General features: G+C 39.1%; 27 protein-coding genes. 25 read left to right on the plus strand and 2 right to left on the minus strand.

What is annotated here, in order from left to right; genetic code table 11:
• Positions 1-5: 5 nt before the first annotated feature.
• Both uvrA and ABC371_RS10000 read left to right on the plus strand, forming a co-directional pair.
• The gene (gene uvrA / locus ABC371_RS09995) at positions 6-2,873 is read left to right on the plus strand and encodes an excinuclease ABC subunit UvrA (protein WP_412896669.1); all 2,868 of its coding nucleotides are present in this window, start codon (positions 6-8) and stop codon (positions 2,871-2,873) included.
• 147 nt (positions 2,874-3,020) lie between these two features.
• Positions 3,021-3,527 carry a hypothetical protein gene (locus tag ABC371_RS10000; protein ID WP_412896670.1) on the plus strand — a complete coding sequence of 169 codons (507 nt, stop codon included), beginning with the start codon at positions 3,021-3,023 and terminating at the stop codon, positions 3,525-3,527.
• Here the strand turns inward: ABC371_RS10000 and ABC371_RS10005 are convergent.
• The gene (locus ABC371_RS10005) at positions 3,524-3,928 is read right to left on the minus strand and encodes an NUDIX hydrolase (RefSeq protein WP_412896671.1); all 405 of its coding nucleotides are present in this window, start codon (positions 3,926-3,928) and stop codon (positions 3,524-3,526) included. The genes ABC371_RS10000 and ABC371_RS10005 overlap by 4 nt on opposite strands.
• A gap of 302 nt (positions 3,929-4,230) precedes the next feature.
• Between ABC371_RS10005 and ABC371_RS10010 the strand changes: the two genes are divergently transcribed.
• The 23 genes from ABC371_RS10010 to tcuA all read left to right on the plus strand — a co-directional run bounded on the left by ABC371_RS10010 (position 4,231) and on the right by tcuA (position 24,080).
• Complete coding sequence (locus ABC371_RS10010; RefSeq protein ID WP_412899316.1) at positions 4,231-4,944, plus strand: transposase; 714 nt, start codon at positions 4,231-4,233, stop codon at positions 4,942-4,944.
• A 123-nt stretch (positions 4,945-5,067) separates the two neighbouring features.
• Positions 5,068-5,466: a hypothetical protein gene (locus ABC371_RS10015; RefSeq protein WP_412896672.1), complete on the plus strand. Its 399-nt coding sequence runs from the start codon at positions 5,068-5,070 to the stop codon at positions 5,464-5,466.
• Between the two features lie 192 nt (positions 5,467-5,658).
• Entirely contained in the window at positions 5,659-5,973 is a 315-nt protein-coding gene (locus ABC371_RS10020) for a magnetosome magnetite crystal formation protein family (protein ID WP_412896673.1), read from the plus strand.
• 15 nt (positions 5,974-5,988) lie between these two features.
• Positions 5,989-7,101: a DUF4097 family beta strand repeat-containing protein gene (locus ABC371_RS10025; RefSeq protein WP_412896674.1), complete on the plus strand. Its 1,113-nt coding sequence runs from the start codon at positions 5,989-5,991 to the stop codon at positions 7,099-7,101.
• A gap of 10 nt (positions 7,102-7,111) precedes the next feature.
• Complete coding sequence (locus ABC371_RS10030; RefSeq protein WP_412896675.1) at positions 7,112-7,312, plus strand: PspC domain-containing protein; 201 nt, start codon at positions 7,112-7,114, stop codon at positions 7,310-7,312.
• Positions 7,309-7,674 carry a phage holin family protein gene (locus ABC371_RS10035; protein WP_412899317.1) on the plus strand — a complete coding sequence of 122 codons (366 nt, stop codon included), beginning with the start codon at positions 7,309-7,311 and terminating at the stop codon, positions 7,672-7,674. Before ABC371_RS10030 ends, ABC371_RS10035 begins: the two co-directional genes overlap by 4 nt.
• A gap of 79 nt (positions 7,675-7,753) precedes the next feature.
• Positions 7,754-8,278, plus strand: a complete 525-nt coding sequence (locus ABC371_RS10040; RefSeq protein ID WP_412896676.1) for a GNAT family N-acetyltransferase — start codon at positions 7,754-7,756, stop codon at positions 8,276-8,278.
• Between the two features lie 271 nt (positions 8,279-8,549).
• Positions 8,550-9,485 (plus strand): HPr(Ser) kinase/phosphatase, encoded by a 936-nt coding sequence (gene hprK, locus ABC371_RS10045; RefSeq protein WP_412896677.1) that lies wholly within the window; start codon positions 8,550-8,552, stop codon positions 9,483-9,485.
• Between the two features lie 218 nt (positions 9,486-9,703).
• A complete protein-coding gene (lgt, locus tag ABC371_RS10050; protein WP_412896678.1) occupies positions 9,704-10,519 on the plus strand; it encodes a prolipoprotein diacylglyceryl transferase in 816 nt (271 codons plus the stop codon).
• Positions 10,520-10,549: 30 nt separating this feature from the next.
• Positions 10,550-11,485, plus strand: coding sequence for a nucleoside recognition domain-containing protein (locus ABC371_RS10055; protein ID WP_412899318.1), 936 nt, complete (start codon positions 10,550-10,552; stop codon positions 11,483-11,485).
• A complete protein-coding gene (ppaX, locus tag ABC371_RS10060) occupies positions 11,475-12,116 on the plus strand; it encodes a pyrophosphatase PpaX (protein ID WP_412896679.1) in 642 nt (213 codons plus the stop codon). Before ABC371_RS10055 ends, ppaX begins: the two co-directional genes overlap by 11 nt.
• Before the next feature lie 7 nt (positions 12,117-12,123).
• Entirely contained in the window at positions 12,124-12,651 is a 528-nt protein-coding gene (locus ABC371_RS10065; protein ID WP_412896680.1) for an acyltransferase, read from the plus strand.
• Positions 12,652-13,048: 397 nt separating this feature from the next.
• Positions 13,049-14,215 carry an ATP phosphoribosyltransferase regulatory subunit gene (locus ABC371_RS10070; protein ID WP_412899319.1) on the plus strand — a complete coding sequence of 389 codons (1,167 nt, stop codon included), beginning with the start codon at positions 13,049-13,051 and terminating at the stop codon, positions 14,213-14,215.
• Positions 14,216-14,842 carry an ATP phosphoribosyltransferase gene (gene hisG, locus ABC371_RS10075; protein WP_412896681.1) on the plus strand — a complete coding sequence of 209 codons (627 nt, stop codon included), beginning with the start codon at positions 14,216-14,218 and terminating at the stop codon, positions 14,840-14,842.
• A gap of 23 nt (positions 14,843-14,865) precedes the next feature.
• Positions 14,866-16,131, plus strand: a complete 1,266-nt coding sequence (gene hisD / locus ABC371_RS10080) for a histidinol dehydrogenase (RefSeq protein ID WP_412896682.1) — start codon at positions 14,866-14,868, stop codon at positions 16,129-16,131.
• 112 nt (positions 16,132-16,243) lie between these two features.
• A complete protein-coding gene (gene hisB, locus ABC371_RS10085; RefSeq protein WP_412896683.1) occupies positions 16,244-16,831 on the plus strand; it encodes an imidazoleglycerol-phosphate dehydratase HisB in 588 nt (195 codons plus the stop codon).
• Positions 16,832-17,464, plus strand: coding sequence for an imidazole glycerol phosphate synthase subunit HisH (gene hisH, locus ABC371_RS10090; RefSeq protein WP_412896684.1), 633 nt, complete (start codon positions 16,832-16,834; stop codon positions 17,462-17,464).
• Positions 17,461-18,198, plus strand: coding sequence for a 1-(5-phosphoribosyl)-5-[(5-phosphoribosylamino)methylideneamino]imidazole-4-carboxamide isomerase (gene hisA, locus ABC371_RS10095; RefSeq protein WP_412896685.1), 738 nt, complete (start codon positions 17,461-17,463; stop codon positions 18,196-18,198). Before hisH ends, hisA begins: the two co-directional genes overlap by 4 nt.
• On the plus strand, positions 18,195-18,953 hold the full coding sequence (hisF, locus tag ABC371_RS10100; RefSeq protein WP_412896686.1) for an imidazole glycerol phosphate synthase subunit HisF: 759 nt from the start codon (positions 18,195-18,197) through the stop codon (positions 18,951-18,953). The genes hisA and hisF overlap by 4 nt, the downstream gene beginning before the upstream one ends.
• Positions 18,950-19,570, plus strand: a complete 621-nt coding sequence (hisIE, locus tag ABC371_RS10105) for a bifunctional phosphoribosyl-AMP cyclohydrolase/phosphoribosyl-ATP diphosphatase HisIE (protein WP_412896687.1) — start codon at positions 18,950-18,952, stop codon at positions 19,568-19,570. The genes hisF and hisIE overlap by 4 nt, the downstream gene beginning before the upstream one ends.
• A 315-nt stretch (positions 19,571-19,885) precedes the next feature.
• On the plus strand, positions 19,886-21,376 hold the full coding sequence (locus ABC371_RS10110) for a tetratricopeptide repeat protein (RefSeq protein WP_412896688.1): 1,491 nt from the start codon (positions 19,886-19,888) through the stop codon (positions 21,374-21,376).
• A 100-nt stretch (positions 21,377-21,476) separates the two neighbouring features.
• Positions 21,477-22,421, plus strand: a complete 945-nt coding sequence (gene trxB / locus ABC371_RS10115) for a thioredoxin-disulfide reductase (protein ID WP_412896689.1) — start codon at positions 21,477-21,479, stop codon at positions 22,419-22,421.
• Positions 22,422-22,577: 156 nt separating this feature from the next.
• Complete coding sequence (gene tcuA, locus ABC371_RS10120; protein ID WP_412896690.1) at positions 22,578-24,080, plus strand: FAD-dependent tricarballylate dehydrogenase TcuA; 1,503 nt, start codon at positions 22,578-22,580, stop codon at positions 24,078-24,080.
• Positions 24,081-24,132: 52 nt separating this feature from the next.
• Here tcuA and ABC371_RS10125 read toward each other — a convergent pair whose 3' ends face one another.
• Positions 24,133-24,996: a LysR family transcriptional regulator gene (locus ABC371_RS10125; protein ID WP_412896691.1), complete on the minus strand. Its 864-nt coding sequence runs from the start codon at positions 24,994-24,996 to the stop codon at positions 24,133-24,135.
• Between the last annotated feature and the right edge of the window lie 237 nt (positions 24,997-25,233).

Below are 25,233 nucleotides of genomic sequence, written 5' to 3' on the forward strand. Positions count from 1 at the left end.
AGAAGATGGTATTAGATAAAATCGTTGTGAAAGGCGCAAGGGCGAATAATTTAAAAAATATAGATATTACAATCCCAAGAGATAAGCTGGTTGTGGTTACGGGTCTCTCTGGATCTGGTAAGTCTTCCCTTGCGTTTGACACTATCTATGCCGAAGGACAACGACGATATGTCGAGTCCCTCTCAGCATACGCACGTCAATTTTTAGGACAAATGGATAAACCAGATGTCGATTCAATCGAAGGCCTTTCCCCTGCGATTTCAATTGACCAAAAAACAACAAGCCGTAACCCAAGGTCAACCGTTGGAACAGTTACGGAAATTTATGATTATTTACGTTTATTATATGCGCGTGTTGGTAAACCAATTTGTCCCAATCATGGTATCGAAATTACCTCTCAAACTATTGAGCAAATGGTCGATCGGATATTAGAATACCCTGAACGGACAAAGCTTCAAGTACTTGCTCCTGTTGTATCAGGTCGCAAAGGTGCTCATGTAAAGGTATTAGAAGATATAAAGAAGCAGGGCTATGTAAGGGTTCGCGTCGATGGAGAAATGCTTGAGCTTTCTGATGATATCGAACTGGAAAAAAACAAAAAGCACTCAATCGAGGTTGTTGTTGACCGTATTGTGGTTAAAGAGGGTGTAGCTTCAAGACTAGCTGACTCACTTGAAGCCGCACTTCGTCTTGGTGAAGGTAGGGTCATCATTGATGTAATGGGGGAAGAGGAACTTCTATTTAGTGAACTTCATTCCTGTCCTATTTGTGGTTTTTCGATTGGTGAGCTTGAGCCAAGAATGTTCTCTTTCAATAGTCCATTCGGGGCCTGCCCTGATTGTGATGGTTTAGGAAGTAAGCTGGAGGTCGATCCAGATCTTGTTATTCCAAACTGGGATTTATCACTTCGAAAGCATGCAATAGCCCCGTGGGAGCCAACAAGCTCACAATATTATCCGCAATTGCTTGAAGCGGTTTGTAACCATTATGGTATCGATATGGATATGCCAGTTAAGGATATCCCAAAGCATTTAATGGATAAGGTTTTATATGGAAGTGATGGAGAGGAAATCTTTTTCCATTATGAAAATGATTGGGGCCAGGTTCGTGAAAATTATATTCAGTTTGAAGGCGTTCTTCGAAATGTAGAAAGACGTTACAAAGAAACAAGCTCTGATTATATTCGTGAGCAAATGGAAAAATACATGGGTGAAAAGGCTTGCCCTTCCTGTAAAGGTCATCGTTTAAAAAAGGAAAGCCTTGCCGTTCAAATATCTGGAAAGCATATCTCACATGTTACGGATTTTTCTATTAATGAGGCTTTAGAGTTTTTCTCTAATGTTGAGCTTTCTGAAAAGGATATGCAGATTGCCAACCTTATTTTTCGAGAAATAAAGGAACGACTTGGGTTCCTTGACAATGTGGGACTTGATTATTTAACGCTAAGTCGTGCAGCGGGGACGTTGTCGGGTGGCGAAGCACAGCGAATTCGTCTTGCTACCCAAATTGGTTCACGATTAACAGGTGTTCTCTACATTTTAGACGAGCCATCGATAGGTCTACACCAACGTGACAATGATCGACTCATAGATACATTAAAGGCAATGAGGGATATTGGTAATACGTTAATTGTGGTAGAACATGATGAGGATACCATGCTTGCGGCAGATTACCTAATCGACATTGGCCCAGGAGCAGGTACCCATGGTGGAGAGATTATTTCAGCAGGAACACCTAATGAAGTGATGGAGGATCCGAATTCCCTAACAGGTCAATACTTAGCAGGTAAAAAGTTCATTCCACTTCCGGTTGAAAGAAGAAAACCGGATGGTCGCTTTATCGAAGTTGTGGGAGCGAAGGAGAATAATTTAAAGAACGTAACAGTGAAGTTTCCTCTTGGTATGTTCGTTGCAGTTACTGGAGTATCTGGTTCAGGTAAAAGTACTTTAGTGAACGAGATTCTTCATAAATCTCTTGCCCAAAAACTTAATCGTGCTAAAAGTAAGCCAGGTGAACATAAAACCATTAAGGGACTTGAACATTTAGAGAAGGTTATTGATATCGACCAATCTCCTATTGGACGAACACCACGTTCGAATCCAGCTACCTATACAGGGGTGTTTGACGATATTCGCGACTTGTTTGCGAATACAAATGAGGCAAAAGTAAGAGGCTACAAAAAAGGTCGATTTAGCTTTAATGTAAAAGGTGGACGCTGTGAAGCTTGCCGTGGAGATGGAATTATTAAAATCGAAATGCATTTCCTCCCAGATGTGTATGTGCCTTGTGAGGTTTGTCATGGGAAACGTTATAACCGCGAAACCTTGGAAGTGAAATATAAGGACAAGAATATCTCAGATATATTAGATATGACGGTTGAAGAGGCGGTTTCATTCTTCGAAAACCTCCCTAAAATCAAGCGTAAAATACAAACGCTGTTTGATGTTGGGTTAGGTTATGTTAAACTCGGACAACCAGCTACAACCTTATCTGGTGGAGAAGCACAACGTGTGAAGCTTGCTTCTGAATTACATCGTCGCTCCAACGGAAAGACGTTCTATATATTAGATGAACCTACAACTGGACTACATGTCGATGACATCGCAAGACTCTTAAAAGTATTACAGCGCCTTGTGGAAAGTGGCGATACAGTCCTTGTGATCGAACATAATATTGATGTGATTAAAACAGCAGATTATATCGTTGACCTAGGTCCTGAAGGAGGAGACAAAGGTGGTACCATCGTTGGAACAGGTACACCAGAAGAAATCGCAAAAATCAAAGCCTCCCACACCGGTCACTACCTAAAGCCGGTCCTAGAACGCGACCGAGAGCGAATGAAAGAACTCATTAAAGAAAAAGAAACCGTGTAGGAGCCAGAGGGACGGTTCTTGTGGCTCCCTTATTAGAAAAATCCCGATTTGCTTCATAGCAGGTTGGGATTTTTTTAGATGTATATTTCTCTCCAAACTGTAAAACTATGGTATCCTGTTAAGAGAATGAATGGTTAGGTGATACCCATGAAAGAACTAGCTCAGAAGAAGCTTTATAGGCTTTGGACCGGAGAATTGGCTGCGGCCATTTTATTCCCAATCCTATGGTTGTTCTATATTCCAACATTTGAATGGTCTAATGAATATTTAACTACTTTTCCACATATATTTGCATTCTGCATTTTAGAAATTATTTTGTTTCAGGGAAGTTATTATTGGTATGTAAAGTGGAAACGCCTCAAGAAGGGGGAACAATCTTCCTTAACAAACAAACAACTGGCACTTTTTCGTATTTTCAAAATCAGTAATCTTGTCTTACTAGTGATTGGACTACCTGTACTTGTCTATCAAGCTACGTTTTCCAAAGGATTATATTGGTACCTTTTCTTATATGGATTTGCCATGATTGAATATATCAATTATTATCATATCCGCCTTTCCTATATGAGTGTGGAGGAAATAAAAGAATTCATCCGACAGAAAGGTTTTCGCGATTCAATTTTAGCTAGGGAAATGAAGAAACATCGAAATTAATACTTATTATCAGACAAGGATTGTACCTTTAAAACGATTTCCTTTGGTCTTACGTCAAGTGAAGCAAGTCTATCAAGTTCGATCCAAACCGGGGTATAGGTTCCTCGGTTTCTATTTTGAATAGAGAACTCCTCTCCCACACCTGTTCCAAATGTACCTTCAATAATCTCGGATAAGAAAAAATATTGTGTTCCACAATAATCGACAGTTCCAATACTTTTATGGATCTTAACTTTTACCCCTAACTCTTCGTAGGCCTCTCTTATGGCGCATTCCCGAGGGGATTCGCTTGGCTCAATCCCGCCACCTGGAAACACATAATAAACAATGTCATCTATATTCCTTTTAATAAGGCAAATCTTATTGTTTTTAATCAAAACAACAGATCCTCTGTCTCTCATTTGAATCCCCCTACCAGTCTCGTTCCGTGGTAATCAGTGGTAGACAAATACCATGGAACCGAGATAAGCTTTTTGTAAAAACAGGGGGACCACAGGAACCGTCCCCATGGCTCCGAAATTGTATAGCGTTTTTTCTAGCTAATTATGATACTATATAATGGTACGGTTCTCCAGTTTTTTCCTCTATTAAATTCTGTTCCCAGGTACCCATTTCAAATTCCAAAAAATAAAAATAGAATAAGAGGTGATGTCTATGCCCTAGAGTAGCAAGGGAAAAAAGTAAAACAAATGTCTATCATGTCATTCTTAGAGGGATCAATCGTCAAATCATTTTTGAGGAAGAAGAGGATTCTTATAAATTTTTGGAGACTCTTAAGAGGGTTAAAGATAAATGTGATTTTGAAATCTATGCGTATTGTTTGATGGGGAATCATGTTCATCTTCTAATAAAGGAAGGGAATGAGGAGATTGGAAATATCATTAGGCGTCTTGGTGCAAGTTATGTGTATTGGTATAACTTAAAATATGAACGAAACGGACATTTGTTTCAAGACAGATTTAAAAGTGAGGTGGTTGAGGACCTTCCGTACTTATTAAATGTAATTAGATATATCCATCAAAATCCACTAAAAGCCGGAATGGTTGAGGATATTTCAAGTTACTTGTGGAGTAGCTATCGTGAATATATAGGAAAGTCTAGAATAATAGAAAAGGACTTTATTTTGAAATTACTTCATACAGATAAAAATATAGCGTTAACCCATTTTAAAACATTTCACATGCAAGAATCTCAAGAAAATCACCTCGAAATCACCGACAAACAGAAACTTACAGACACTAGAGCAACTGAAATCATCAGGAATATCTGCAATGTAGACCACTGCCTAGACCTTCAAAAAATAACCAACCCAACCACACGAGATACACATATCAAAAACCTAAAATCAGAAGGACTATCAACTAGACAAATAGCAAGACTTACCGGAATAAGCCGCAAAGTAATATCAAAAGTATAATTGCCAAAGGGAGACCAAGGGTAGCCAGGGGCCAGGGGGACGGTTCTCCCGGCTCCAGGGTGCAGAAAATTCACAAAAAAGGGGCCGTAGGAACCGTCCCTATGGCCCCAAAGGAGCTCAAAAATGAAAATAATGATTCGGGTTATTGAGATTTTGTTAGGACTTATCTTTTTGGGTGCGGGATTAAACGGCTATGTTGTTTTATTTGGATTTGAACCGTTTGCTCCAACAAGCCCAGCTGCGATGGAGTTTTTGGGTGATGGCTATTTGCTGATCATGGAGAAGGGCGTTGAGATTATTGCAGGCATTTTACTGATCATCCGTAGATATGTACCATTGGTCTTAGTAGCTTTAGCTGGACTAATCGTCAATATTTTGGCATTTCATATTTTTGTAGATTCAGAGTTGCTCTTATTAGCTATTGTGATAACCATTTTTGAAGCAATTTTAACTTGGCACTACCGTGAAAACTTTAAAGGGCTGTTAGAAAGAAAACCAAAGCAAATGAGTCCAGTGGATTGACCTTTTGATTTTTTGAGACAGTTGAGACAGTAAGACGGTTTTTTTGATTCATTGATTAATTTCAAGAAGAGTAACCAAAGGAGCCACGAGAACCGTCCCTATGGTCCCTAAGCCTCGAGGCGTATTTTTATAAATTGTTGAAACCAATATTGTGTAGGTTTCGTATATAGAGGTGTGAAGGGGAGATGTTGAGTGAATACGGATAAATTAATTGCAGCGTTGTGTTACTTTAGTATTTTTTTTGCAGGGTTTATTTTACCAATTGTTGTTTATCTATTTGTACAAAATCCAGAGGTTAAAAAGCATGCCCTCCATGCGTTAATTTCACATATTATTCCAGCGGCTACTGTTATTTTTGTCATCATTCCGTTTTTCTTTATGGGGTCAATGGAGGCATTTGCAGCAGCGATGGTGTTAGTTTTCATTCTATTAGCCATCATTAACATTGGTATCGTAATTTGGAACATTGTAAAAGGAATTCAAGTATTAGCTCACGATGAATTTTAAAGGAGGAATTTACTCATGAAAGAGGAACAAAAACGTATTTTAAAGCTTGTGGAAGAAGGGAAACTTACAGCAGAGGAAGCGATCATTCTTATTGAAAAACTCCATTCGGCTGAAGAAACTAGCGACCCGGCACAAGAAATCAAGACGGAACTTTCAACACAGGTTCAGTACGAGCAATCTCAACAGCAACAACAAAATCAGAACCAGAACACTTATGAAAGTAAAGGGTCAGCGAAGCACAAATTTATGGATTTTATCGATACCGCACTGAAAAAGATTAAGGACCTTGACCTTGACTTTAATTTTGGTAGCTCAGTAGACGTGAAACATATTTTTCAACATAAGGATGTATTCATTACGAAGCTTGACCTAGATGTTTCAAACGGTAGTATCACGATTATTCCATGGGAAGAGCGGGATGTTCGCGTTGAATGTGAAGCAAAAGTATACAACATTGAAAACCAGGAACGAGCGCGAAAGGCATTTTTAGAGGATGTCCTTTTCTCAATTGAAAATGGTGCGCTTCGTTTATCGATTCAGAAAAAGCAAATGAAGGTTCACGCGAAAATCTATGTTCCACAGGAAAACTATGAAAGTATTAAGGCTCGCATGTTTAACGGACCGATTACAGGGGAAAATTTACGAGTAAAGGAATTCCGTGCAAAAACAGCGAATGGCGCTATTACCATCTCAAACTTTGAAACCGATTCAGTTGAAGTAGAAACAGCAAATGGTCATATTAAAGCAAATCAAATCACGAGCAAGGACTTTGAAGCTGAAACAATTAATGGTACAGTAACAGCAACAGGTCTTTTTGAAAAAGTAGACCTTCAAAGCTTTAACGGAAATATTACGTGTGATCTTCAAGGAGATGTCTGCCATACTGCTTTTGTAAAAACGACAACGGGCGGCATTGATATGTTTATTGCAAATGAATACCAAGTTGATGGAGAATTAAAATCAAATCTAGGGAACTTTAAGTCTGAGCTTCCTATGATGTCGATCATTGAAGAGAAAAACGAGGTTGTTCAGAAGTCGCTTCGTTTTAAGGCAAATGAAGAAAAAGCGCAAAAGCTTCATCTCTTTGCCGAAACGAAAACAGGTTCAATTACGATAAAACCACTTTGAGGTGTTAATTATGAAAAAGAAATTATATCGCTCTACCCAAAATAGAATGCTCGGAGGGGTGCTCGGTGGCCTAGCGGATTACACGGGAATCGATGCGTCGCTATTACGTATTCTTGCGGTAGTAGGATTTATATTAGGTGTGGGATCACTAGGTCTCATTTATCTCGTTTGGATATTTATTGTACCAAATGAAGGAGATGTCTATAGATAATGAAATGGCTTGCTAGCATAATTGTCAACAGCATCGTACTCATGGTTGTCGCAGGCTACGTCGATACCTTTCACCTTGAGGGTGTCGGCGCAGCAATCACGGCAAGTATCATCCTGTCGATTTTAAATGTAATCGTCAAACCTATTCTCATACTATTAACCTTGCCTGTCACAGTTCTATCACTAGGTTTATTTTTATTCGTCATCAATGCTATTACCTTAATGTTGACACAATCCATAATGGGAGATTCCTTCGTTATCGAAGACTTTGGAACAGCAGTACTGGCAGCAATCATCATTTCGATTCTGAACCTACTGATTCAAAAAGTAATTGTCGAACCACTTCAGGAGAAAAAGAAATAATTTCACTTTACAGCGTTGTCCAGAAGGATTACGTTGTTTTTTATTGAATTTATAATAAAAAATGTTAAGGAGCCCAGCCATGTTCCCAAAACTAGAAACCGAAAGACTCAGATTAAAAGAAATTGTACATAGTGATGCTCAAGGGATTTTTGACTGTTTTTCAAACCAAGAGGTAACACGCTATTACGGACAGGACCCAATAACCGATTTAAAACAAGCAGAGCAGTTCGTTGAATTCTTTGCAAACAGTTATAAAGAAAAGCGTGGAATTAGATGGGGGATTGAATTAAAGGAAAGAGATGGGCTCATCGGGACAATTGGGTTTAATGCCTGGTCCCCTAAACATAAGCGCGCAGAGATAGGCTATGAACTTCATCCCCAATACTGGCGAAAGGGATATGTATCTGAGGCTGCTTCAAAGGTGATAAGATATGGGTTTAATGAACTTGATTTAAAACGTATTGGGGCAGTTGTGTTTCTTGAGAATAAAGCCTCCAATGATTTATTAGCAAAACTCGGTTTTGAAAAAGAGGGTGTCTTAAGAAATTATATGTACCAAAACGGCGTTCCGCATGATACGAATGTTTACTCGCTGTTAAAATAAAGTAGCTCAAAGACATTCCATGGTGGAGTGTCTTTATATCGTTTATCAAGGATATGTTCCTAACTACCTCACCCCAAACCATTTCTAACATTCTTCACCAATTTTAAACAGAAAAGTTTTGGCGTTACACAGAAAAATGCTAAAATGGAGAATGAGTTTAACTTTGGTAGTAATTAAGCCCTAATCAAAAGAAATATATGGGCCTTTTAAAAAGTGCACAACATCAAATCAAACATAAATCTACATGAATCACAATCGAGGAGGTACGGATGTGCCAAAAGTTAGCACAAAGGATTTAATTGAGAAGTTTAAGTTAGAGTTGGTAAGTGGGGAAGAGGGTATCAATCGTCCAATCACTACAAGTGATATATCAAGACCAGGGATTGAACTTGCTGGATTTTTTGATTATTATCCAGCAGAGAGGATTCAGCTCTTAGGAAAAACAGAACTCACTTTTTTTGATAAATTATCACATGACGAAAAAATGTACCGAATGGAGAAGCTTTGTACAGATATAACTCCTGCAATCATTATCTCGCGTGATATGGAAGTGCCTCCAGAGTTAATTGAGGCTTCGGAGCGTGAATCTGTTCCGGTCATTAAGTCTCCTATAAAAACGACAAGACTATCGAGTAGAATTACGAACTTCTTAGAAAGCAAGCTTGCACCAACAACTGCAGTACATGGTGTTCTTGTGGACATATACGGGGTTGGCGTTCTCATCATCGGTAAAAGTGGTGTTGGTAAAAGTGAAACGGCGTTGGAACTCGTGAAACGAGGGCACCGTCTTGTTGCGGATGACTGTGTAGAAATTCGTCAGGAAGATGATGACACACTTATTGGGAGTGCACCGGAATTGATAGAACATCTCCTTGAAATCCGTGGTCTAGGGATAATCAACGTGATGACCCTATTTGGTGCAGGAGCCATCCGTAACTTCAAACGAATTACGTTAGTCGTCAATCTTGAGCTCTGGGATCAAACGAAACAATATGATCGACTGGGGCTTGAAGAAGAAAAAATGAAAATCATTGATACTGAATTAACAAAATACACCATCCCGGTTCGACCAGGGCGAAACCTAGCTGTTATTATCGAGGTGGCAGCAATGAATTACCGTCTAAAACGAATGGGCTTAAACGCAGCAGAGGATTTTACAAATCGTCTCTCAAGCGCGATAGAATATGGGGAACATGACGACATCTAATAATAACTTTATTCAGCAGAAGGCCTTACTTTTATGAGCGGGGATTAATGCAATTTGTTTACCCAATAAAGTATGAGGTCAAACCTTGGCTGAAGAAAGTTATTGCCTCCGGCGGATGCCTCAGATTTTCAGCGGAAACTTTTCGAGCAAGCTCGAAAAAATCTGGGCGCAAATACGCCAAGGCGCATTTGATTAAAGGAAATAAGGGAGTGGAGAAAGTGGATCGAAATATACAACCATTAGACCCAACATTTTTAGAACTGGGCGCACTACGGATTCAATGGTATGGACTTATTATCGGGCTAGGGACCATGCTTGCCCTTTATCTGGCCATTAAGGAATCAGAACGCAGAGGCATGCATAAGGATACATTTATGGATCTTATGCTGTTTGCAGTTCCAATTGCCATTATCTGTGCAAGGATTTATTATGTCATTTTTAAATGGGACTATTATTCACAAAATCCTTCTAAAATTATTGCGATTTGGGAAGGTGGCATTGCGATTCACGGTGCCTTGATCGGTTCTGTTGTGACAGCAATTGTGTTCGCAAGAGTAAAAGGCATTTCTTTCTGGAAACTTGCCGACATTGCGGCACCAAGTATTATTTTGGGTCAAGCTATTGGTCGTTGGGGAAACTTTATGAACCAAGAAGCACATGGTGGTCTAATTGCGGAAGAAAACATCCAAACCTTCTATAATGTATTGCCAGACTTTATTATGGACCAAATGTATATAAAAGGTGTGTACTATCATCCAACCTTCTTATACGAGTCCATTTGGAGTATAGTAGGTTTTGTGATATTGCTAATGCTTCGAAAGGTCAATTTAAGACGCGGAGAAATGTTCCTCACCTATGTGATTTGGTATTCAATTGGTCGTTACTTCGTTGAAGGGTTGCGTACAGACAGCTTAATGCTTGGTGATATTCGAGTAGCTCAGTTAGTTTCAGTTGTATCGATTATAGGAGCCCTAATTGTACTTGTTTATCGTAGAAAAAAAGGCTATTCAAACGAACGTTATTTACAGAACTAATTTATAAGGGAGAGGGAAAACTTGCTAGACATGATCAAGAGAGGCATCTTAGTAGGATTAAAAACTACTTGGACATTGGGGAAAGTAATTTTTCCTGTTACCCTTCTCGTTACCTTGCTTCAGCACACACCCGTGCTAGATTGGGTGATTACGTGGATTGCGCCTATTATGGGCTGGTTTGGACTATCAGGTGATGCGGCAATTCCGCTTGTATTAGGAAACTTTTTGAACCTCTATGCAGGAATTGGTGCGATTTTAACACTTGATTTGACTGTAAAAGAAGTATTTATTTTAGCGGTCATGCTATCATTCTCACATAATATGATTATTGAGTCTACCGTGGCAGCAAAAGTAGGAATGAAGATTTGGATCATTGTACTCGTGCGACTTGGACTTGCGTTTATCTCTGCCTTTGTTATCAATCTAGTTTGGAATGGCGGTAGTGAACTAGCAAAGTATGGACTTGTATCAGGTACAGAAGAACAAATTTCAGGCTGGGGCAGTATCCTATTAAATGGAATCGAAAAAGCATCATTTGGGATTCTGCAATTAGCCATCATTGTTATTCCACTTATGGTTGTGATTCAAATATTAAAAGAATTAAAATGGTTAGATGTGTTCTCCAGATGGATGAAACCTGTCACAAAAGCACTGGGGATGAAGGAAAATACATCAACAACCTTGGCATCAGGTATTTTGTTCGGCTTGGCTTTCGGAGCGGGTGTAATGATTCAGGCGGTAAAAGAGGATAATGTAGATAAGAAGGATTTAACATTAGCGTTTATTTTCCTAGTGTCCTGCCACGCAGTCGTTGAGGATACGCTTATCTTTGTCCCACTTGGGATTCCGGTTTTACCGTTATTGTTAATCCGTCTCATCACAGCAACGATATTAACAATGGTCGTCGCTTTTATCTGGAAACGTGCCGAGCAAAATAATAGAAAGGAAATTATTTATGGCAATTAAAACACTTTTATTTGATTTAGATGGAACATTAATTGATACAAACGAACTGATTTTACAATCTTTTTTACACACTTTTGAAACATACTTTCCGGACCGTCAATTTACCCGGGAGGAGATCCTGCCGTTCAATGGTCCAACCTTGCATGAATCTTTTTCTTCAGTAGATCCGGACCGCGCAGAAGAAATGATTGCGGAATATCGCAAATTCAACCATGAAAAGCATGATGAACTTGTAACTGAGTTTCCTGGTGTATTCGACACCATCAAAACCTTGAAGGAACAAGGTTATAAAATTGGTGTCGTGACAACAAAAATAAGAAATACAGTTAACATGGGATTAAAACTAACAAAGCTTGATCAATTCTTTGATGTTGTGGTGACATTGGATGATGTTAAAAATCCAAAACCAGACCCAGAACCGGTACTGCTGGCTTTAAACCTGTTGGGTTCAACACCTGAAGAAGCAATCATGATTGGTGACAATTATCAGGACATTGTAGCTGGTCAAAACGCAGGCACAAAGACTGCTGGAGTCGCCTGGTCTCATAAAGGAAAAGACTTCCTATTAGAATACAAACCTGATTTTATGCTAGAGAAAATGAGTGACTTACTGGATATTGTTAAAGGATGAAAAAATAGTGAAACGACGAACCACGCGTTATTATGTTTCAGGTCCCAATTCGCTTTGGCAAATCTATAAAACCGTTTCTTTTTGGAAGGTAGTCAAAAACTTTATTATCATACAGATAGCACGATACACACCGTTTTTAGGTGTGAAAAATTGGCTATATCGCACCTTTTTAAAAATGAAGATTGGCGAAAAAACAGCATTTGCACTCATGGTAGTGCCAGATATTATGTTCCCGGAAAAAATCAGTGTCGGAAGCAATACGGTCATTGGTTTTAATACAACGATCTTAGCCCACGAATACTTGATTAAAGAATACAGACTGGGCGATGTTAAAATAGGCAGCGAGGTTATGATTGGTGCCAACTCTACAATCTTACCAGGCGTCGAAATTGGAGACGGGGCAATAGTGTCGGCTGGCACTTTAGTCCACAAGGACGTTCCTGCCGGAAGCTTTGTCGGGGGAAATCCGATGCAGGTGATTTATACAAAAGAACAACGGGAACAGCGCGAGAAAAAGGAATCTGACCATTTATAATGGTTTGGTTCCTTTTTTGTTGCTCTCATCATAGACTCTCATTCCTCACTCCCCAATCCTCTCCAATTCTTTTTCCAACATCTGTCTCCTTTCTTCCTCTCTTGCTTACAAGTCCCAACTCCACTTTTCAACAGTATTCACACAATCCGCAATCGATTTCAAAAGTTATCAACAATACCCACGGTATCCACAAAAATATTTTATCCACAATCCACAATATACTTCCCAACCAAATCCGAACCAACTAAATTCTGACTTTTTCGTTGACGTTTGGTAGGGATAGGTGTAATATATACTTTATCTTGGTAGTATATTAGCGAACTAAAGCAAAATAATGTAGAGAAAAATATGGAAGCATAAATAAATACAAACTTTGGTGGTGACGAAAATCGTGTTTATGTTTGAAAAACCGTTAGGGATGAGAGATACATTGCCAGCTTTATATGAAGCGAAAAAGAAAATTCGCAATGCCATGTCGTCTCAAATTGAAAGCTGGGGCTATCAATTTATTGAAACTCCAACACTTGAATATTATGAAACAATCGGTGAGGCATCAGCGATCCTCGACCGTCAACTTTTTAAATTATTGGATTCACAGGGACATACGCTCGTCCTTCGACCTGATATGACAGCGCCAATTGCCAGAGTTGCAGCGTCCCGATTATATAAAGGTGAATACCCATTACGTATCGCATACTCGGCGAATGTGTTCCGCGCCCAACAGCATGAAGGTGGGAGACCTGCCGAATTCGAACAAATCGGGGTTGAGTATATTGGTGATACGACAACCAGTGCCGATGCAGAGGTTATATCCCTTATGATTGCAGCACTTAAGCAAGCGGGACTTACCAATTTTACCGTACCAATTGGTCATATTGGCTATGTTAAATCATTGTTTATGGAGATTGTTGGAAACGAAGCAAGAGCTGATGTTCTTCAACGTTATTTATATGAAAAAAATTATGTTGGTTACAGAGAACATGTGAAAAACTTGCCACTTTCTTCTATTGATAAACAACGTTTGCTAACCCTTTTACAATTAAGAGGTAATGATTCGAAAATTACTAAAGCAAAAGAACTAGTCGAATGTGAAGAAGGAAAAAAGGCAGCCGAAGAACTTGAAATGCTGTGGAAAAAGTTAGAGGCATTCGGTGTGACAGAGCATATTAAAATTGACTTTAATCTAGTCAGTCATATGAGCTACTATACAGGAATCCTTTTCGAAATTTACGCGGAGAATGTTGGCTTTTTAGTTGGAAACGGTGGTCGCTATGATCATTTATTTGAAAAATTTGATCGTCCTGCACCGGCGACAGGCTTTGGAATTCGAATTGACCGACTTCTGGAAGCACTTGATCTACCACAGGATGAGCCAGAAATTCATTGTGTAATATTTAGTGCAGAACAACGAGACGAAGCAATTCGCTTTGCAATGAATAAAAGAGAACAGGGTGAGCGCGTCATCCTTCAAGATATCGCTGGAATCAAGGATGTGGATGCGTGCACGAGTGCATTCACGAAAAACACCTTTTTCTTAGGAAAGACAAGGAAGGAGGAAGAGTAAATGAATGACAAATTAACAATTGCGATGCCGAAGGGACGAATTTTTGAAGAGGCGGCACAGCTTTTAAAAAATGCAGGTTACAAGCTTCCTCCTGAATTTGAGGATTCTAGAAAATTAATTATCGACGTGCCAGACGAGCCATTTCGATTCATGCTTGCCAAGCCAATGGATGTTACCACTTATGTGGAGCATGGTGTGGCAGATCTTGGAATTGCCGGGAAGGACGTTATGCTTGAGGAAGAGCGCGACGTATATGAAGTGCTAGATTTGCAAATTAGTAAATGCTATCTCGCGGTTGCAGGGCTACCTGATGTGAAAGTGAAAGGTGTTGCACCTAAAATTGCTACTAAATATCCTAACGTCGCCTCTAGTTATTTTCGAGAAAATGGGGAACAGGTGGAAATCATTAAATTGAACGGTTCCATTGAACTTGCTCCTCTAATCGGATTGGCGGACAGAATTGTGGATATTGTATCGACAGGACGCACTTTAAAAGAAAACGGATTAGTTGAGCTTGAACATATTGCAGATATCACTTCACGCCTTATCGTAAATCCAGTGAGCTATCGCTTAAAGGATCAGCAAATCGACGAAATTGTGGAGAGATTATCTAAAGTCGTATCTTAATAGTTAGAAAGGACCGACACATCATGCGAATAGAACGTGTAACCAACACTGTTTCACTGAAGCGGACAATTGATAGTGGGACTGAGGAACAGAGAAAAGCAGTTTTAGAAATACTTGCGGAAGTACAAAAAGAAGGGGACAACGCCCTTCGATACTATACTGAAAAGTTTGATGGTGTTTTACTTAATGAGTTTAAAGTCATAGATTCAGACATCGAAGACGCTTATCAAAAATTAGATGAGAATATGGTGCAAGTCATTAAAGAAGCAGCAGAAAATATTCGGGATTACCATAGTCGACAGACAAGGCAATCTTGGATGACGATGAAGGATAATGGTACTATCCTTGGTCAAAAAATTACCCCACTTGATGCGGTAGGTGTGTATGTGCCTGGTGGGAAAGCGGCCTATCCATCATCCGTCTTAATGAATGTCATCCCAGCGCAGGTTGCTGGTGTCAAGCGAATCGTGATGGTTTCACCACCTGGGAAGGATGGTACAATCCCTGCAGGGGTACTTGTTGCAGCTGATATCCTGGGTGTCAAAGAAATCTATAAGGTCGGCGGTGCTCAGGCAGTTGGCGCCTTGGCATTTGGTACTGAAACGATCAAGCCTGTTGATAAAATTGTCGGTCCTGGAAATATATTTGTCGCGTTAGCAAAGCGTGAGGTTTATGGAAATGTGGATATCGACATGATTGCAGGACCAAGCGAGATCGTCGTGTTAGCAGATGAAACAGCACTTCCAAACGAAGTTGCAGCTGACCTTTTATCACAAGCAGAGCATGATGAGCGGGCATCAAGTATCCTTGTAACGCCGTCAATGGAGCTTGCTGAATCTGTTGCTAAAGAAGTTGAAAAACAATTATCGCTCCTGCCTCGTGAGGAAATTGCGAGAGCTTCTATTAATGATTTTGGTGCCATTTATGTCACAAACGATGTAGAGGAAGCCATCAAGGTAGTAAATGAGCTTGCACCGGAGCATCTAGAAATCATGACAAAGGAACCTATGGAGAAGGTCGGAAAAATCAAGCACGCTGGTGCAATATTTATCGGTCGTTATAGCTCAGAGCCTGTTGGCGACTATTTCGCTGGTCCTAACCATGTTCTTCCAACAAACGGAACAGCACGTTTTTCAAGCCCATTAAGTGTGGATGATTTTACGAAAAAATCAAGCATCATTTCATATAGCAAACAAGCAATCATAGATAACGGTCCAAAGATTGCGGCTTTCGCAAGACTTGAAGGGTTGGAAGCACACGCAAGAGCAGTTGAGGAACGATTAAAATAATTCACAAAATTGAAGATTCACCTGTGGATTCTGTGGGTAATCTTCCACCAAAACGAGTAATACCAAGCATTTATTAAGGATTATAAAATTGTGGATAACGGTAGGTGTAATCATGACAAGACAAGCAAAAGTTGAACGTAAAACAAATGAAACGGATATTAAACTAGATTTTACAGTAGATGGAGAAGGAATTTCAAAGCTAGATACGGGAGTTCCATTTATGTCCCACATGCTTGACCTTTTTACAAAGCACGGACATTTTAACCTGACTGTAGATGCAAAAGGTGATACAGAAATTGATGATCACCACACAACAGAGGACATTGGAATTTGTTTAGGACAGGCCTTACGCGAAGCGCTAGGAGATAAAAAAGGAATCAAGCGCTACGGAAATGCATTTGTTCCAATGGATGAAGCACTCGCACAGGTTGTCATCGACCTTGGAAACCGACCACACTTTGAGTTAAAAGCGGAATTTCCAAGCTCTCGTGTTGGTACATTTGATACCGAACTCGTACATGAATTTTTATGGAAGCTTGCATTAGAAGCTAGAATCAATCTCCATGTCATTGTTCATTATGGTCACAACACACATCACATGATCGAAGCGATTTTTAAAGCATTAGGTCGTGCATTAGATGAAGCAACTATAGTTGACCCACGCGTTAAGGGGGTCCCGTCAACGAAAGGGATGTTATAGATGATCGGCATAATAGATTACGGCATGGGGAATTTATACAGCGTTTCTAAGGCGCTTGAACGGATGAACCACGAATACTTTATTTCTAGTTCACCAGAAGAGCTCAGAAAAGCTGACGGCTTGATTTTACCAGGTGTGGGTTCCTTCAAAGATGCAATGGGAATTTTACATGAAAAAGAGTTAGTGAGCTTTATAAAAGAATCCGTAGCAGAAGGGACACCCCTTCTGGGAATTTGTCTTGGTATGCAGCTATTGTTTGAAGAAAGCGAAGAAAATGAACTCACACAAGGGCTTGGCCTATTAAATGGGAGAATTACCAAATTTCCTGGAGTAACAGCAAGTGGAGAAACCTACAAGGTGCCACATATGGGCTGGAATGATCTTAACCTGATAAATCCTTCACCACTCTTACAGAATATCGAGGGTGGACATGTCTATTTCGTACACTCCTATTATGCGATAACTGACAATGAAAATGTAATCGCAAGTAGTACCTATGATGTAGAGGTTCCAGCTGTTGTCGGAAAAGGAAATGTGTTTGGAACCCAGTTTCATCCGGAAAAAAGTAGCGAGTTAGGTTTGAAAATTCTACAAAACTACGCTGCAATCGTGGAAAAGAAGGTGTCAATATGAGTACTTTTACCATTTATCCTGCAATCGACATGCGTGGTGGCAAATGCGTTCGTTTGCTTCAAGGGGATTATAATAAGGAAACCGTATATGGTGATTCTCCATTTGATATGGCAAAAGCTTTTGCTGATGCAGGTGCTGAGTGGATCCATATGGTAGATTTAGATGGAGCAAAAGCGGGAAAGCGTGTAAATGACCAATATGTGCTTGAGGTTGCGAACAAGCTGGAAGCAAAGGTTCAAATCGGGGGTGGCATTCGAACGGAAGAGGATGTTGCCTATTATATTGAAAATGGCGTTGACCGTGTGATTTTAGGAAGTGCTGCCATTTCTAATCCTGATTTCGTTAAGGATATGCTTAAGAAATACAAAGAAAAAATTGCAATCGGCATTGATGCAAAGGACGGTTATGTTGCAACAGAAGGATGGTTAAACACTTCTTCAGTTAAAGCGACTGATTTAGGTGTCGAGCTTGCGAATGCGGGGGCCGAAGTGTTTATTTTTACGGATATCGCAACCGACGGCATGCTCAGTGGTCCAAACATCGATGCGGTTGCAACACTTGCAGCTGCAACAGGTAAACAAGTCATTGCTTCAGGTGGGGTTAGTTCAATCAAAGACCTTAAAGCACTCAGCAAGTTAGTGGAGCAAGGTGTTGCTGGTGCTATTGTCGGAAAAGCAATTTATACCAACCAATTTACTGTCAAAGAGGCGTTGGAAGAGGTGAAGAGCAGATGATCACAAAACGTATCATTCCATGCTTAGATGTAAAGGATGGTCGGGTCGTAAAAGGAATTCAATTTGTTGGGCTTCGAGATGCAGGTGATCCTGTTGAACTCGCAAAATTTTACGATTCCGAAGGTGCAGATGAATTGGTTTTTTTAGATATTTCAGCTTCTCATGAAGGCCGAAAAACGATGGTTGAGGTTGTTGAAAAAGTCGCTGCAGAGCTTGCGATTCCTTTTACAGTAGGAGGAGGAATCAATTCCTTAGAGGATATGAAAAAAATTCTTCGTGCTGGCGCTGACAAGGTTTCACTCAATACGGCAGCTGTCACAAATCCAGACCTCATTAAAGAAGGAGCGAATTTCTTCGGCTCTCAATGTATCGTTGTTGCAATCGATGCGAAATATGATGAGGGACTTGGTAGCTGGCGTGTATATACACATGGTGGTCGTAACGCAACCGAATGGGAGGTTGTCGCTTGGGCACAGGAAGTAGTAAAACGGGGTGCTGGTGAGATCTTATTAACGAGCATGGACGACGATGGCAGTAAGGATGGCTTCAATCTAGAATTAACAAGACGAGTCAGTGAAGGAGTTTCCGTTCCAGTCATCGCTTCAGGTGGTGCTGGAAATGCTGAGCATTTTGTCCGTGCCTTTACTGAAGGTAAAGCGGACGCGGCATTAGCGGCAAGTATTTTTCACTATAAAGAAACATCTGTAAAAGAGGTTAAAAACGTTTTAAGAGAGAAAGGGGTCAATGTCCGATGAATACAGCAGACATTAAATTCGATGAAAAGGGACTTGCTCCAGCCATTGTACAAGATGCTGTTAGCAAAGAGATTTTAACACTTGCTTATATGAATGAAGAGTCACTTCGCAAATCTATTGAAACACGTGAAACATGGTTTTATAGCCGTTCACGTCAAGAGCTTTGGCATAAAGGAGAAACCTCCGGAAATACCCAAAAAATTGTCGATATAAAATACGATTGTGACAAGGATGCTATTCTACTTTTAGTTGAGCCTGCAGGACCTGCATGCCACACTGGTAACTATACATGCTTTAATGAATCTTTACTGGGAGAAGCAAACGAAGTGACTTCTGACCGCTTTGCCATCCTCAATGAACTTGAAAAAGTAATTGCAGAGCGCGAAGCAGAAATGCCAGAGGGAGCGTATACAACATACCTATTTGAAAAAGGTGTCGATAAGATCCTGAAAAAAGTAGGAGAGGAAGCTTCCGAGGTGATTATTGCAGCCAAGAATCGCAGCCATGAAGAATTAAAATGGGAAGCTGCAGACCTGATTTATCACTTACTTGTCTTACTTCGTGAACAAAAGCTTCCACTTGATGACGTATTGTCTGTTTTACAAAAAAGAAGATAATGATTTCAAAGGGTACTTATCCACAATAAGTATCCTTTTTCATCCCTTTATTTTACTAGAATGAAAATAGTTTATCCCCTATATCCACAATATCCACAATCCAAACCGAATTTCAGTGTATAACTTACCTGAATTCAGTAAAAACTTCAGATTATTCACATAAAACAAAAAGTTGTCCACATTATTCACATTGTCCACAAAATACCATAACAATGTTTTTCGTTTTTAACCAAGCCCCCCTATGTTTCAATCACTTATATATGTTATACTACCTTGGGAAATAATTTTATTCGGATTTATTTATGGAGGACCCCGATGGAAAAACAAAACGTAAAAGTTAGACAACATGCATCAAAGATTATTCCGTTTATCCAGACGGGAGAATATTATTTTAAAAAAGGATTAAAGGCGTATCGCCAGCATGATATATATAAATCGATTAAGCATTTTAAACGAGCGATTGAGCTTGAGCCGAATGAGCCGATGTTTTTATGCCAACTATCGGTTGCGCTGACTGAAATCGGTGACTATGTCCTATCAAATCAATATCTTACTAAAATCATAGATGAGCCAAAATTCGATATGCCTGAGTGCTATTATTTCATGGCTAACAATTATGCACATTTAGGCTTGTTCCAAGAGGCCGCAAAACATGCAGAATGGTATTTAGAGCGGGAACCTGATGGTGATTTTGTTGAAGATGCCGAGGATTTGCTTGACTTATTACGTCTTGAAGAAGGCGACGACGAGATTTCCGCAAACCATCAGGATGAACTCATTGTGAAACAGGAACATGCACGTGAATTCCTTGAAACAGGGAGATTGGACGAAGCGGTGACCCTTTTAAAGGAAATTATTCGTGAGTATCCTGAATTTTGGTCTGCTTATAATAATTTGGCACTTGCTTATTTTTATTCAGGTGATGTGGAAAATGCATCTGAGATCTTAGATGAGGTCTTGAGTAAGAATCCTGGAAATCTACATGCGCTATGTAATTCTCTTGTTTTTTTATATTATCAACGTAAAAATCAACAGGTAAAAGAGTTAACGAGACGATTATCATTCATTCAGCCGATTTTGTTTGAACATCGTTATAAACTAGGTGCAACCTTTGGGTTAATCGGAAGACATGACCTTGCTTATAAATGGTTACGTAATTTACAGCGTAGCGGTTTTGAAGGAGATGAAACCTTTTATTATTGGCTTTCCTATTCTGCTTATTTTACAGAGCATTTTGATGTTGCCAAAAATGCGTGGAAGCGAGTGCTCGAAGAAAATTCAAGTAAAAAGGGTTCAGCACCTTGGGAATCTGACTCCACAAAGCCAATAAGTGATGTGCTCGACCGTTGGTTGACCGGTGATTTTATTGAAGAACGCTTATATGGTTTATTTTTAGCAAGCAAGACAAATTCATCTTTGGCACGTAAGGATTTAAAGCATATTCAATTTCACGCGACACTTGAACAGGAATTTGCAAATTATGTTTTAGCTAAAATGAAAAAGTCGGAAAAAATACCGTCATATATCATTGATGGATATAATATTGCAGACACATTATTTACAAAAAATAAACATGATGATTCTGCAAATGAAGAACTGTATTTAACATGGTTAATGATCTACGATGAGGCAGTTAAGCGTCAGTTCAATGTATCAAACTGGCAGGCTTGGGCTGCTGCAACAGAATACATTTGGCGTAATCACGTGTCACGGACCATTACCCAAAAACAAGTTGCGGAAAAGTATAAAATTTCGAAGGCGACTGTCATGAAGTATGTAAAATTTGTTAAAGAACTCCTACATTGAGCATATTAATAGCGGATTTTGTCAGGATTTTATAGGATAGGGGTAGGAGATACTAAACGATATATCAAATTTTACTCATGAAGTTAGGAGAGACGTAAAAATGACGGAAGAAAAAATTTATGATGTCATTATTATCGGTGCCGGACCTGCAGGCATGACGGCTGCCGTCTATACTTCTCGTGCAAATCTATCAACATTAATGCTTGAGCGCGGGATTCCTGGTGGTCAAATGGCAAATACAGAGGAAGTTGAGAACTACCCAGGTTTTGACCATATTTTAGGACCTGAGTTATCAACAAAAATGTTTGAGCACGCGAAAAAATTCGGTGCAGAATATGCGTATGGGGATATTAAAGAAGTCATCGATGGTGAAGAATATAAAACAGTAGTTGCAGGTAGTAAAGAATATAAAACTCGCGCTGTGATCATCTCAACTGGTGCGGAATATAAGAAAATTGGTGTACCGGGTGAGAAAGAACTTGGTGGCCGTGGCGTTTCTTATTGTGCAGTATGTGATGGTGCATTCTTTAAAAACAGAGAGCTTGTTGTAGTAGGAGGCGGAGATTCGGCAGTAGAAGAAGGCGTGTACTTAACTCGTTTCGCTTCTAAGGTAACAATCATTCACCGCCGTGATGAGCTACGTGCTCAAAAGATCCTTCAACAACGTGCATTTGATAACCCGAAAGTGGAGTTTATCTGGAATCATACAGTTAAAGAAATTCACGAAAAAGATGGCAAGGTTGGTAGCTTAACGCTTGTTAATACACAAACCGGTGAGGAATCTGAATTTGGTGCAGATGGCGTATTCGTATACGTTGGAATGCTACCACTTTCAAAACCATTTGAAAGCCTAGGCATCACAAACGAAAATGGCTATATTGAAACAAACGAAAACATGGAAACAAAAGTGCCGGGCATTTTCGCAGCAGGTGACATCCGTGAGAAACAACTTCGTCAAATCGTAACCGCAACAGGTGACGGAAGCATCGCTGCCCAAGCAGCACAGCATTATGTCGAAGAATTAATGGAAAAAATAAAAGCATAAACTTAAGCGCCTATTAGATAACTGATAGGCGTTTTTTTATTTTTCCCCTTTTTAAATTATAAGTATTTTTTATAGATTTAAATAGAATATTAATATTTTATTTATTTCTGAAAACGTTTTACAATGATGTTGAATATTGGAACGGAGGGGAAAGCCATGACAAAAAAATATAAATATGATGTTGTAGTCGTAGGTGCTGGGAATGCTGCATTATGTGCCGCAATTTCTGCCAGAGAACAAGGAGCAAACGTATTAGTACTTGAAAAGGGTCCAAGAGAAAAACGTGGTGGTAATTCATATTTTACGGATGGTGCTATTCGATTTGCCTATAATGATTTAAATGACATTCGTGTATTAATGCCTGAATTAACGGATGAAGAGGCAGCAAAAATAAACATGCCTCAATATTCAACTGAAGATTATTTCGATGATCTAATGAAAGTTACAGGTGGAAAAAGCGATCCTGAATTAGCAAATCAACTTGTCTCTAATTCGTATATAACCATTGAATGGATGAAACAACAGGGTGTTGAATTTGAATTAAACTATGCAAACCAGTCTTTTAAAAAAGATGATATTATCCAATTTTGGGGAGGTTTACCTGTAAAAACAAAAGGAATTGGAATGGGGCTAGTTAAAAGGCTTTTTAAACGCGCAGAAGATCTTGGAATTGATATATGGTATGAATCCCCTGCTATCCAGTTAGTAACGAGTGAAAATAGGATTTCGGCTATTGTTGTAAAACAACAAGATAAAGAGGTAATCGTAAACACAAATAGTGTCGTATTAGCGTGTGGTAGTTTTGAAGCAAATAAGAAAATGCGTGGAGAAAATCTTGGTGAACAATGGGAAGCGGCGAGAGTAAGGGGAACAGAATTTAATACGGGTGCTGGTATAAAAATGGCATTAGAAGTAGGTGCCCAAAAACATGGTCAATGGACGGGATGTCACTCAATAGGTACCGATTATAATGTTCCAGCTGTAGGAGATTTTAATAAACCTGGCGATATTTTTAAAAAGCACTCATACCCATTAGGAATAATGGTTAATAAAAGTGGTGAAAGATTTGTAGATGAAGGAGCAGATTTTCGAAATTATACGTATGCCAAATACGGCGCAGAGGTGTTGAAACAACCTGATCATGTAGCTTTCCAAATATTCGATGGTCAAGTTAGGAGTAAGTTGAGGGAAGAATATAACCTACCTGAAGCTACAGGTTTTGTCTCAAAAACGTTGGAAGAGTTAGCAGAACTACTCCCAGTAAACAAGGAGCAATTCCTAGACACGGTATCACAATACAATCTTGCGGTACATGAAGGGGAGTATAATCCGTCAATAAAGGATGGAAAAAGAACCGAAGGAATTAATCCTCCCAAATCAAACTGGGCATTACGACTTGAAGAATCCCCATTTTATGCTTTTCCTGTTACGTGTGGGATAACCTTTTGCTTCGGTGGGGTACATGCAAATAAAAATGGGGAAGTCTTAAATGAAAGTAACGAACCGATTAAGGGGCTATATGCTGCGGGTGAAATGATAGGTGGTATTTTCTATGATAATTATCCTGGTGGTTCTGGATTAATGTCAGGTGCTGTTTTTGGGAAAATCTCTGGAGAAAATGCAGCGCAATACTCGTTAACCGAAACAGTTATGAAATAAAATAAAAAACCTTTGAGTAAATAAAGAAGGATTCCTCAAAGGGTTTTTTCTATTAACCATAATTCTTATTTTTTATAAATGAGATAAACTTTTTGATCATTGGATATTCCAAATCTTCTAATCTATATAGAAGCCATGTATCTCTTACTATTACCTCCTCATCCTCATCCGTTAAAACGATTTTATGTAATTCAGGATATTCGGTTAAACCAATACTTGGAACAATCGCATAGCCAAGTCCTTTTGTAACCATTTTTATACATGTTTCTATGTTATCTATGTCCATTGCAACTGTACAAGGCTTCACATAGTTTTGTTGCCACCATCGTTCAATTGTTTGCTGGAGGTCATTTTCGGTTTTAAAATTAATTCTCGGTAACTCGTGTAACTTTTCAATATTAATTTGTTCCCTCGATATGATACATAACGATTCTCTTTTTAATAGAATCTTACCTTCCTTCCAATAATTATCTCCTCTAACGATCGCGAGATTTATCGTATCCTTTTCCAGCATTTTTAAAATTGATTGACTTAAATCGGTAGTCACATGAAATTGTACATTTGCATTTTCATCTAAAAAATCTTTCAAAATATCGGGTAGCATATATCTAGCGAAATTTCTTGAAACTCCTATTCGTATCATTCCACCATCTGTATCATTCATATTTAACAAATGATCTTTTACCTTTTGAAAGTTATATAACATATTATTGGCATATTGGATGAGGAACTCGCCCTCTTTCGTAAATTTAATGCCCTTTTTTGTCCTGAACATTATTTTTACACCTAATTCTTGCTCAATACTTTTAATTCTATAAGTCAATGCAGGTTGTGAAATATAAACCTTCTCAGCAGCACGTGTAATGTTTTTTTCCTCGTAAAGAATTTTTAATATAGTCCAATCCTTACTGTCCAAATTTAATGCCTCCTCTTAAAAGCTGTGCTTTAAAGGATTTGTTTATATTGAATAATCGGGTGTTACTTATAATCATGATATCAGAAGAATTTAAATTTTCACTATAAATGCTATGTAAAAATGGTAAATAGATATTATTTTTTAATTAGCTAGAGCTTACTATAAAAAATTTTTATAACTACACCCAAAATTCATGAATTGGAAGAATAGATAACCCCTGGTTCAGTTCGGTTGGGA

The sequence above is a fragment of the Bacillus jepli genome (assembly GCF_047238305.1).
Lineage (GTDB): Bacteria > Bacillota > Bacilli > Bacillales > Bacillaceae_L > Ferdinandcohnia.

Coding starts and splice junctions, on each gene's coding strand:
- hisB (WP_412896683.1), top strand. CDS start 16,244: ATGACAAGACAAGCAAAAGTTGAACGTAAAACAAATGAAACGGATATT.
- hisF (WP_412896686.1), top strand. CDS start 18,195: ATGATCACAAAACGTATCATTCCATGCTTAGATGTAAAGGATGGTCGG.
- hisH (WP_412896684.1), top strand. CDS start 16,832: ATGATCGGCATAATAGATTACGGCATGGGGAATTTATACAGCGTTTCT.
- ABC371_RS10025 (WP_412896674.1), top strand. CDS start 5,989: ATGAAAGAGGAACAAAAACGTATTTTAAAGCTTGTGGAAGAAGGGAAA.
- tcuA (WP_412896690.1), top strand. CDS start 22,578: ATGACAAAAAAATATAAATATGATGTTGTAGTCGTAGGTGCTGGGAAT.
- ABC371_RS10000 (WP_412896670.1), top strand. CDS start 3,021: ATGAAAGAACTAGCTCAGAAGAAGCTTTATAGGCTTTGGACCGGAGAA.
- uvrA (WP_412896669.1), top strand. CDS start 6: ATGGTATTAGATAAAATCGTTGTGAAAGGCGCAAGGGCGAATAATTTA.
- hisD (WP_412896682.1), top strand. CDS start 14,866: ATGCGAATAGAACGTGTAACCAACACTGTTTCACTGAAGCGGACAATT.
- trxB (WP_412896689.1), top strand. CDS start 21,477: ATGACGGAAGAAAAAATTTATGATGTCATTATTATCGGTGCCGGACCT.
- ABC371_RS10005 (WP_412896671.1), bottom strand. CDS start 3,928: ATGAGAGACAGAGGATCTGTTGTTTTGATTAAAAACAATAAGATTTGC.
- ABC371_RS10015 (WP_412896672.1), top strand. CDS start 5,068: ATGAAAATAATGATTCGGGTTATTGAGATTTTGTTAGGACTTATCTTT.
- ABC371_RS10030 (WP_412896675.1), top strand. CDS start 7,112: ATGAAAAAGAAATTATATCGCTCTACCCAAAATAGAATGCTCGGAGGG.
- hisIE (WP_412896687.1), top strand. CDS start 18,950: ATGAATACAGCAGACATTAAATTCGATGAAAAGGGACTTGCTCCAGCC.
- ppaX (WP_412896679.1), top strand. CDS start 11,475: ATGGCAATTAAAACACTTTTATTTGATTTAGATGGAACATTAATTGAT.
- ABC371_RS10110 (WP_412896688.1), top strand. CDS start 19,886: ATGGAAAAACAAAACGTAAAAGTTAGACAACATGCATCAAAGATTATT.
- hisA (WP_412896685.1), top strand. CDS start 17,461: ATGAGTACTTTTACCATTTATCCTGCAATCGACATGCGTGGTGGCAAA.
- hisG (WP_412896681.1), top strand. CDS start 14,216: ATGAATGACAAATTAACAATTGCGATGCCGAAGGGACGAATTTTTGAA.
- ABC371_RS10070 (WP_412899319.1), top strand. CDS start 13,049: ATGTTTGAAAAACCGTTAGGGATGAGAGATACATTGCCAGCTTTATAT.
- ABC371_RS10040 (WP_412896676.1), top strand. CDS start 7,754: ATGTTCCCAAAACTAGAAACCGAAAGACTCAGATTAAAAGAAATTGTA.
- ABC371_RS10055 (WP_412899318.1), top strand. CDS start 10,550: ATGATCAAGAGAGGCATCTTAGTAGGATTAAAAACTACTTGGACATTG.